The organism is Staphylococcus sp. GDY8P47P, from assembly GCF_016892225.1.
GTDB lineage: Bacteria > Bacillota > Bacilli > Staphylococcales > Staphylococcaceae > Staphylococcus > Staphylococcus borealis.
Genome location: NZ_JAFENV010000022.1, coordinates 20,199 through 28,388 on the forward strand (window position 1 = coordinate 20,199; position 8,190 = coordinate 28,388).

Consider the following 8,190-nt stretch of genomic DNA (forward strand, 5'->3'; position numbering starts at 1 on the left):
TCTATTGATAGAAAAATATTTTTTCATAACTAAACTCTATTATAAAAAATAATGATGAATACAATGGAAAGAAGGTAAAACATTGAAAAAGCGCATATGCTATTCGCTCTCTATGTGCGCGATGCTTATGTTAAGTGGTTGTGCTCAACATCATAATGATGACAGTGAGGTAAAAGTCTCGCTCCCCCGTGAATTTAATACAAAACAACTTGATGCACAAGGTTTTGATGCCCCTATGCCTGTGTACAATGCCATCTATCAACCGCTCGTGACTTATAGTGAAAATGGCAAGATTGAACCTGGACTTGCTACATCATGGGACGTTTCAGAAGATGGTAAACACTACCTTTTTCACTTGAAGCACAATGTAAAATTCAATGACGGTTCTGAATTTGATGCATCGGCTGTTAAATTTTCGATTGAACGTGCGAAGGCAACAGATACAACAGATCCTATGGAAACGTTAGATAAATTAAAATCTGTCACAATAAAGGACAAACATACCGTTGAGATTGAATTAAAATCGCCATCAAACCAAGTGCTAAATGAGTTGTCTCAAGTTAGACCGCTCCGCATTATGAGTCCACATGCAGTTAAAGACGGCAAGACAACTGGTAAATTTCAGAAAGCAATCGGCACAGGTCCATTTAAAGTTGCAGATTCAACCAATGAAACTGTAAGCTTCAAACCAAATACATATTACCGTAATGGCCATCCCCTTAACTACAATCTAACATTTCAATCGATTGAGGATAGCGATTCAAGACATTTAGCGATTGAGAGTCATTCTATTGATATTACGGGTGGTTCCTTAGGTCAAATGACGCCACAACAAGTAAAAGAGTCGCATAGAAACAAAGCATTATCTGTACATACGTCACCAAGTACAGAAACGCAATTTATGGGATTTAATCCACAGCATAAACGTTTACAAAGCAAGACAATGCGCGAGGCAATTAGCAAAGCAATTAACACAGATGACTTATCACCAAATAAGAAATTGAAAGGTCTATTTCAACAACATGTGCAATACGTCAATTCAAATAATCAGTCTGACCATGATTACGACCCTTCAACATCTCAGTCACTCATCCGTTCTTTAGGTTACAAGATGAACGATGATGGTTATTTTGAAAAGGACGGCCGTGTACTGTCATTTAAACTCGCACTCCAAACCGATGAATTTCCAGAATGGAAGACGAAAGCGGAAATTATGCAACAAGACCTTAAAAAAGTAGGTATTAAACTTGATATTAATATTTTAGATTCACAAACATATTATGAAACATTAACGGTGCGCAAAGATTTTGACCTCATTTATTATCGAACATATACGAATGCATTAATGCCATACAATTTCTTGAATGCACGATTTAAACAAGATGGTACGCGTCCCGGTGTGTTTGCGGACGATGCCACTTTAACATCTATGATTCATCAATTCCCGACGATCATCAATATGCGTGACCGACAACATGCGTTTGATAAGCTCTCATCTTATATTGACCGACAATATCTCATTGTCCCAATTTCCTATCCTAATGAGACATTTGTAACCAGTCCTAAAATCAAGCATTTCGAGTTCTCAGGGCAAACAGATGCACCGCTAAATTATGATAAGTTGAAGGTGTCAAATAATGACTAACATCGTAAAACATTTCATCCGGCTACTCATTTATTTAATCATTATTTCTTTTGTGCTCTTTCTTCTTTTGGAGAACACAACCGGCAATCCTGCCGTTCAATACTTACAAGAACATGGTGTCGCTCAAATTACACCTGAACGTATCAAAATGGCTCAAGATAAACTCGGTTTAAGCCAGGCAATGCCTGTTCGCTATCTACAATGGTTAGGTAATGTTTTCACAGGCGATCTTGGTACGAGTTTCAGCAATGGTGAACCTGTAGCAGAACGTATTTCCCAGGCAATTACACCAACGATTAAACTAATTATTGGTTCAGCTATCATACTGTTTCCTATTAGTTACGTCATCGGTTATCTATGTAGCAATCATTCACAAAAAAAGTGGTCAGTCGTATTAACTCGTATTGCTCAAGTCATAACATCATTACCAGAATATTGGCTAGCTATTATTTTCATTTATTACTTTGGTGTGAAATGGCATCTGTTCCCCTTTGTAGGAAGTAATAGTTGGGAATACTTTGTTCTTCCAATTGTTATACTCGTTCTTGTAGAAGGTAGTCATATGTTGCTATTAGGCAGTCACCTTTTTGAGAGCACCTTACAAAGTCAACCTTTCCAATTAGCCCAATTGCGTCGGTACAAATTAAAAGATCGTATCTACGTACAAGTAAAAGAAATATTAGCACCACTCATGACAATCACCATTAATAATTTTATTCATTTATTTAGCCGAGTGATTATTTTAGAAGTCATTTTTAGTATTTCTGGATTAGGTAAGTTACTCATCAACAGTATTAATTTGCGTGATTACCCTGTTATTTTAGGCATTTTAATGATGATTATTACTTTTATAATGGTGCTCAATTTCTTCGGCGATGTTTTACTTGAGAAAAGTGACCCACGTCTAAGAATGTCAAAAAAGTCAGGAGGCCGAATAGCTTATGAAGATTAAACATTGGATATGGCCTATTATTGCAATCATATTCGTTATACTTGCTTTTCTGTTTTATGACAAAGCAAACATAATTCATCAATCGGAAGCACTTTTACCTCCAAGTCTTCATCATCTATTAGGTACTGACCATTTAGGTCGTGATTTCTTCACACGCTTATTTGTAGGTAGTATGGTTACACTCGGTTTAACAACGCTTATTATTTTTGGAACCGTTGTATTAGGACTTGTATTAGGACTTGCAGCTGCACTGATTGGTCGTTGGCTGGATGCGTTATTAATGGCACTTGCCGATATGTTAATTGCCTTACCATCTATTATTATCGCCCTTGTGGTATTAGGTTTTATCAATAACTCAATTATCGGTTTATGTCTAGCCTTGATGATTGGCTGGTTAGGACGCTACTTACGTTACTTTAGAAATTTGGCACGTGATGTACAAACGCAACCATTTGTTAAATTCGCATCTTTGAGTGGCCTTACGAAGACACAAACAACGATACACCACATTGTTCCACACCTTATACGTAACGTAACTGCATTAATCACTGCAGATTTTGGGAAATTAATGCTTAGTATTTCTGGATTAGCTTTTATTGGATTAGGCGTAAAACCACCGTTGCCCGAATTAGGTGCAATACTCTATGACGGTAAGAGTTACTTTTACTCAGCGCCTTGGTTATTCTTCTATCCAGGGCTATTGTTAGGAGGTTTCGCGCTCATATGTCAAATACTCAATCGTCGATACACACGTTATTAAAGTTGAAAAATGTCTCCGTTTATGATGGACATCAAGTATTATTGAAAGATATAGATTTTAATGTCACAGAAGGTAGCTTTCATTGTCTAGTTGGGGAGAGTGGCAGTGGGAAATCTTTACTAGCACGGACGGCTTTGAATATGTGCCCTCCGCATTTAAAATATCAAGGTCAAATCGATATTGATTTAAATAATACGGATGCCATGTTCCAAGATACCAATAGTAATTTCTTCCAAAACGTACGTATCCAGAAGCATTTTGATGCCCTATTTGATGCATTGCATACGCAATGGTCTCGACAACAGCAACATGAATTTGTATGCCGCCAATTTAGACATTTAGGTTTAGAGCATCCAGAAGCTTTACTTCATGACTATCCTTTTCAATTGAGTGGTGGTATGGCACAACGTATTGCGTTAGTGATGTCAATTGTAAGAGAAGCCAAATTCTTGATTGTAGATGAACCAACTAGCGCATTAGATTTTGACAATCGCAATCACTTAATGAAGTTATTACATCATGTTGTCGAAGCACATCATATGACACTCTTATTTATCACGCATGACTTGAGTTTAGTGATGAATTACGCAACACATATTAGTGTGATGCGTAACGGACAAATAATTGAAAGTGGCAAGGCTGAAGAGATTTTAGTGAACCCTAAACACCCATACACTCAACAATTAATTGAATTGGCACATAGGAGATATCGATATGTTGCAGATTAAATCTTTAAATAAATCATTTTCTGAAAAGCAGATATTTGAAAACCTTAATTTAGTACTAGAAGATACTGATAATTTAATTATTAGTGGTACTAGTGGAAGTGGTAAGTCTACGCTCGCACAAATCATTGCAGGTTTAGATGATAATTATGAAGGTATCGTAAGTTATAAAGATATGACGCTTGGACATGTGTCCCAGCAAGATTGGATGAAACATATTCAATATGTGCCTCAATATAATGCCAATACATTAGATCCTAAAAAAACAGTTTCTTGGATCTTAAAACAACCTTTAAAACACTTTAATATTCCTAAACATCTACATGACGATAAGATTTTAAGTGTCATCGAACAATGTCAACTCGACAAACGTTTATTATCTAAAAAAGTGTGCACTTTGAGTGGCGGACAATTTCAACGCTTGTGGATTGCGAAAGCCCTACTCGTTGAACCTGAGATATTAATTTTGGATGAAGCTACAACGAATCTTGATGTGATCAATGAAGACATCATTATTCAAATGTTACGAAATTTGAATGCGTTACAGCTTATTATGATCACACATGATCCTTATTTATTAGACAGCCTTCCTGGTAAACACTTAAAAATCGAGCATAATTAAGTTAAAAAGCAATGCCTATCAAAACCTAGGCATTGCTTTTTGTTGCGTATAAACTATGTAATTAAAGTATTTCTACCAAAAATAATTTTGAAATGTAGCCAGTATATTACCAAGCATGTATATGATTATCGGTACTTCAAGGCGTTTTGTTTTTAAATATGCAATAACAAAAATCAAACCTGAAAAGCCGTAAATCAACCATTCTCCTATATTGCTTGGACCGTGCGCCCCAACAAATAAAATAATGATTAAACATAGAGTTTGTAATAGCAACTTCCAATAGGGTTTATGAGAAATTTGAAAGTCTTTTTTCGTATCATGTTGTGCCACCGTTCGCCTCCTAGCGTTATTATTTGAAATGTTAATTTTAAGTTAAAATTACTTCTTCTTAGCAAGTAACCTATTAAAAATGTCAAATATATGTTACATTCATAATGAAGTATTCATATTCAAAGTTTACTATTTCTAGACAAAGGTGGGTTTATTATGACGAATCAACAGAATCTGAATACAAATGCTAATGTAACCACTTCCTCAAATGAAGCATTGACATCCAAGGAGCATATACATATTGAAGAACATCGTCCAAAGGGTAATAAGTTTGTGCGTGCCCTCATTTTCATTGGTTGGATGTTACTGATTCAAATTCCGTTAGTTAGTATCATGTTTATCTATAGCTTTTCTATTTATATAGATACATTGACTGGTACATTAGTAACCATCATTTATTTATTAATCGCTGCCATAGTCATATGGCTTGTTAGAGGCTATTATAAACGTCATACGTATGGAGAACCTAAAAAATTCACAGGCAAAGCGATTGCGATTAACATTGGTTGGGCCGTACTTCTTAGAATCATCGTTATAGGTATGTCATATTTAATGTTATTTGCTACAGGTTCGATGCAAACACAAAATGACAAAATGTTATTAGGTGATATGAATGCGGCTAAACCAACACCTGATCAATTAGGACAAGTCTTTCCGCTCATTATCTTCGTACTTACGATTACATTTGTAGCACCTTATTTAGAAGAACTTGTTTATCGTGGCATCTTCAAAGAAACATTATTTAAACGTACACGATTCTGGTTACCATTCATTTTATCATCCCTTATCTTTGCTTCTCAGCATGGTATTTCAAATTGGGTAGCTGTTCTAATGTATACGATGATGGGCATGATATTCTATCTTGCTTACCATCGTCGTGGTAATGTAAGAGATAGTATGATGGTTCACATGATTCATAACGGTGTGAGTGGCATCATGATTTTAGTAAGTTATTTCATGGTACTTTTTAGTTAAACATAAGTGTCTGAAGCTAGTTCTACCATAACAAATAATGCCGCTCTTTAATCTTAAATTTTTCTTAATTTAGAAATGATTCTTTACACAGAAAAAGCAGGACTTCATTCCGTCGAAGTCCTGCTTATTTTTATTTATTAAATGCAATGGTTTGGATATTTTTCTCTTTTAAAAATTTCTCAATTTTTGCTTGTTCCCGACCATTCGCAATGTCTTTATCTTTATTAACATCAAGAATATCTTTTAATGATGCATCTTCATCTAAATTTAACGCACGTTGATTTGTTTGATATGTTGCTATCATATAATTACTTATCTTTTTAGTGTATTGTTCATATTTTTTGTTAGGCATTTGATTATTTTTTATGTAATTGGCAAAGTTTTTTAAATTTCGTTCTTGTAAGTCAACAATATGATTGAATTTTTGCTCTTTCTTTTTAGATAATTTTTCGTCAGAGTCTAACTTATCCTCGTATGGCTCTCTAGCATCTGTTAATTTTCTATCGGTATCTAAATAGGTTTTAATATCTTTTTTTATGGTGCTTTCAGAAATTTTCTGATCTTTAGTTGTTTTATCAAAAATATGTTTTGGTATTTTGTGATTGTGTTTAGCACTATTGTGTGACTGCTTATTATCTGAAGATGTATCTTTAGAATCTTTCTCGTCCGATGATGACGAACATCCTACTAATGAAAGGGTTAATACTAATGTTGAAATGAATAATATAAACTTTTTCATATCAAATCTCCTTTTTTATTTATCAGCATTAAATATATTCACAGTCAGAGTATATCGTACAAAATTATATAAATAAAAATAATCGAAAGCTTAAATAATATAATAACTTTATTCTAAAAATTCTGATAAATGGTATAATAAAGATATTATATTGTGGGGGGCGACCTAAAATAAAGCGAAATTACTATTTACTGTTATTATTTACCTTAATAAGCATTATTGGCAGTGAACTATTCATCTTTGCCCTGTCATTTAAATTACTCTATGACTACAAAAGTCCACTTTATTTCACAACTTACCTTGTTACTTTAGTCATTATAGAGGTCTTATGCGCACCTTTAATAGGTAAATTAGTTGATCATTATACTAAAAAGAAACTCGTAATAATGGGACAAATAATTAATTTATGTATTATTCCAATTTTTATTGTATTTAATCATTTATTAGACAATATTATAACTATTTTTATATTGCTGATTATTCTTACGATAACAGATATTATTGTAGGATTAACATTCACAAGTGGTCTAGTCGGAATAGTTGGGGACACTTTATTAGAAAAAGCTGTTTCAAGTCGTGAAGCAATCATTAGAATGGTTTCCATTGTAGCACCTATTCTTGGTGGAACGATTTATGCGTTTATTCATTTATCGGATTTCTTAATTATTATGATAATAACTGAACTATTATCATTGGTACTTTTTTTATTCATCAAATTCAATCATGAACAAACATCTGAAAAGAATAAAGAAACTATTGAAGAAAGCCAAATGACAGAAACAGGGATTCTTAAATTTATCAAACCACATAAAGATCTCATTGTCTTACTAAGTATTGGAGTTATTTCTAATTTCTTTTTGGCTTTTAGTAATGTTGGTATTTCGACTAGTTTTGCTCAATATTTTCATATGGATTCTAAATCATTAGGGCTAATAGAATCGATTACGACTATATCAATGTTTCTAATGGCAATTGTCTATCCTTATATTAAATTTATAAAAAGTACGTTTGATAGAAACATCATTGGATCATTGATTCTTGGTATAAGTATGGGTATATTATCTGTTCCTTTTATAGTACATTTTAATCCGATTTTTATACTTATTATTTATAGCGTTTCACATTTTTTAACTGGCGTAGGAATCCAATTTATGAATATTTCAGCTATGATATATTTACAAAAAGTTATTCCAGAAAATTATAAAGGTCGATACTTCGGTTTAATGACGAGTGTTGTTCAAAGCGTTGCACCAATTGGATATTTACTTGCCGGTGTATTGTTTAATATCTCTAATATTTTTTATCCAATTTTATTTAGCAGTATTCTGTGTGCTTCTATACTAATTAGTATGCTCTTGAAGTTGAATAAAAAATATGAACGTTCAGTATAAATAATTAAGGGAGTGGGACAGAATTCTTTTTAAATTCGTCGTCCACTCCCA

General features: G+C 33.5%; 9 protein-coding genes. 7 read left to right on the forward strand and 2 right to left on the reverse strand.

Features of this window, described 5'->3' with window-relative positions; genetic code table 11:
* The first annotated feature begins 112 nt into the window (after positions 1-112).
* From JVV30_RS09815 to JVV30_RS09835, 5 genes are read left to right on the forward strand one after another with little or no spacing between them, the layout of a single operon-like run.
* Positions 113-1,645, forward strand: coding sequence for an ABC transporter substrate-binding protein (locus JVV30_RS09815; RefSeq protein WP_481906320.1), 1,533 nt, complete (start codon positions 113-115; stop codon positions 1,643-1,645).
* The gene (locus JVV30_RS09820; RefSeq protein ID WP_204194097.1) at positions 1,638-2,597 is read left to right on the forward strand and encodes an ABC transporter permease; all 960 of its coding nucleotides are present in this window, start codon (positions 1,638-1,640) and stop codon (positions 2,595-2,597) included. The genes JVV30_RS09815 and JVV30_RS09820 overlap by 8 nt, the downstream gene beginning before the upstream one ends.
* Positions 2,587-3,357 (forward strand): ABC transporter permease, encoded by a 771-nt coding sequence (locus tag JVV30_RS09825; RefSeq protein ID WP_204194098.1) that lies wholly within the window; start codon positions 2,587-2,589, stop codon positions 3,355-3,357. Before JVV30_RS09820 ends, JVV30_RS09825 begins: the two co-directional genes overlap by 11 nt.
* Entirely contained in the window at positions 3,321-4,085 is a 765-nt protein-coding gene (locus JVV30_RS09830; protein ID WP_204194099.1) for an ATP-binding cassette domain-containing protein, read from the forward strand. Before JVV30_RS09825 ends, JVV30_RS09830 begins: the two co-directional genes overlap by 37 nt.
* The gene (locus tag JVV30_RS09835; RefSeq protein ID WP_204194101.1) at positions 4,072-4,704 is read left to right on the forward strand and encodes an ATP-binding cassette domain-containing protein; all 633 of its coding nucleotides are present in this window, start codon (positions 4,072-4,074) and stop codon (positions 4,702-4,704) included. The genes JVV30_RS09830 and JVV30_RS09835 overlap by 14 nt, the downstream gene beginning before the upstream one ends.
* A 72-nt stretch (positions 4,705-4,776) precedes the next feature.
* Here the strand turns inward: JVV30_RS09835 and JVV30_RS09840 are convergent, their stop codons facing one another.
* On the reverse strand, positions 4,777-5,034 hold the full coding sequence (locus JVV30_RS09840; RefSeq protein WP_343283861.1) for a CPBP family glutamic-type intramembrane protease: 258 nt from the start codon (positions 5,032-5,034) through the stop codon (positions 4,777-4,779).
* 156 nt (positions 5,035-5,190) lie between these two features.
* Here JVV30_RS09840 and JVV30_RS09845 point away from each other — a divergent pair, with 156 nt between their 5' ends.
* On the forward strand, positions 5,191-6,009 hold the full coding sequence (locus JVV30_RS09845; RefSeq protein ID WP_204194103.1) for a CPBP family intramembrane glutamic endopeptidase: 819 nt from the start codon (positions 5,191-5,193) through the stop codon (positions 6,007-6,009).
* A gap of 130 nt (positions 6,010-6,139) precedes the next feature.
* Here JVV30_RS09845 and JVV30_RS09850 read toward each other — a convergent pair whose 3' ends face one another.
* Entirely contained in the window at positions 6,140-6,748 is a 609-nt protein-coding gene (locus JVV30_RS09850) for an NDxxF motif lipoprotein (RefSeq protein ID WP_204194106.1), read from the reverse strand.
* 191 nt (positions 6,749-6,939) lie between these two features.
* On the opposite strand from JVV30_RS09850, the gene JVV30_RS09855 reads away from it, so the two are divergent.
* Positions 6,940-8,139, forward strand: coding sequence for an MFS transporter (locus JVV30_RS09855; protein WP_275430021.1), 1,200 nt, complete (start codon positions 6,940-6,942; stop codon positions 8,137-8,139).
* Positions 8,140-8,190: the final 51 nt, after the last annotated feature.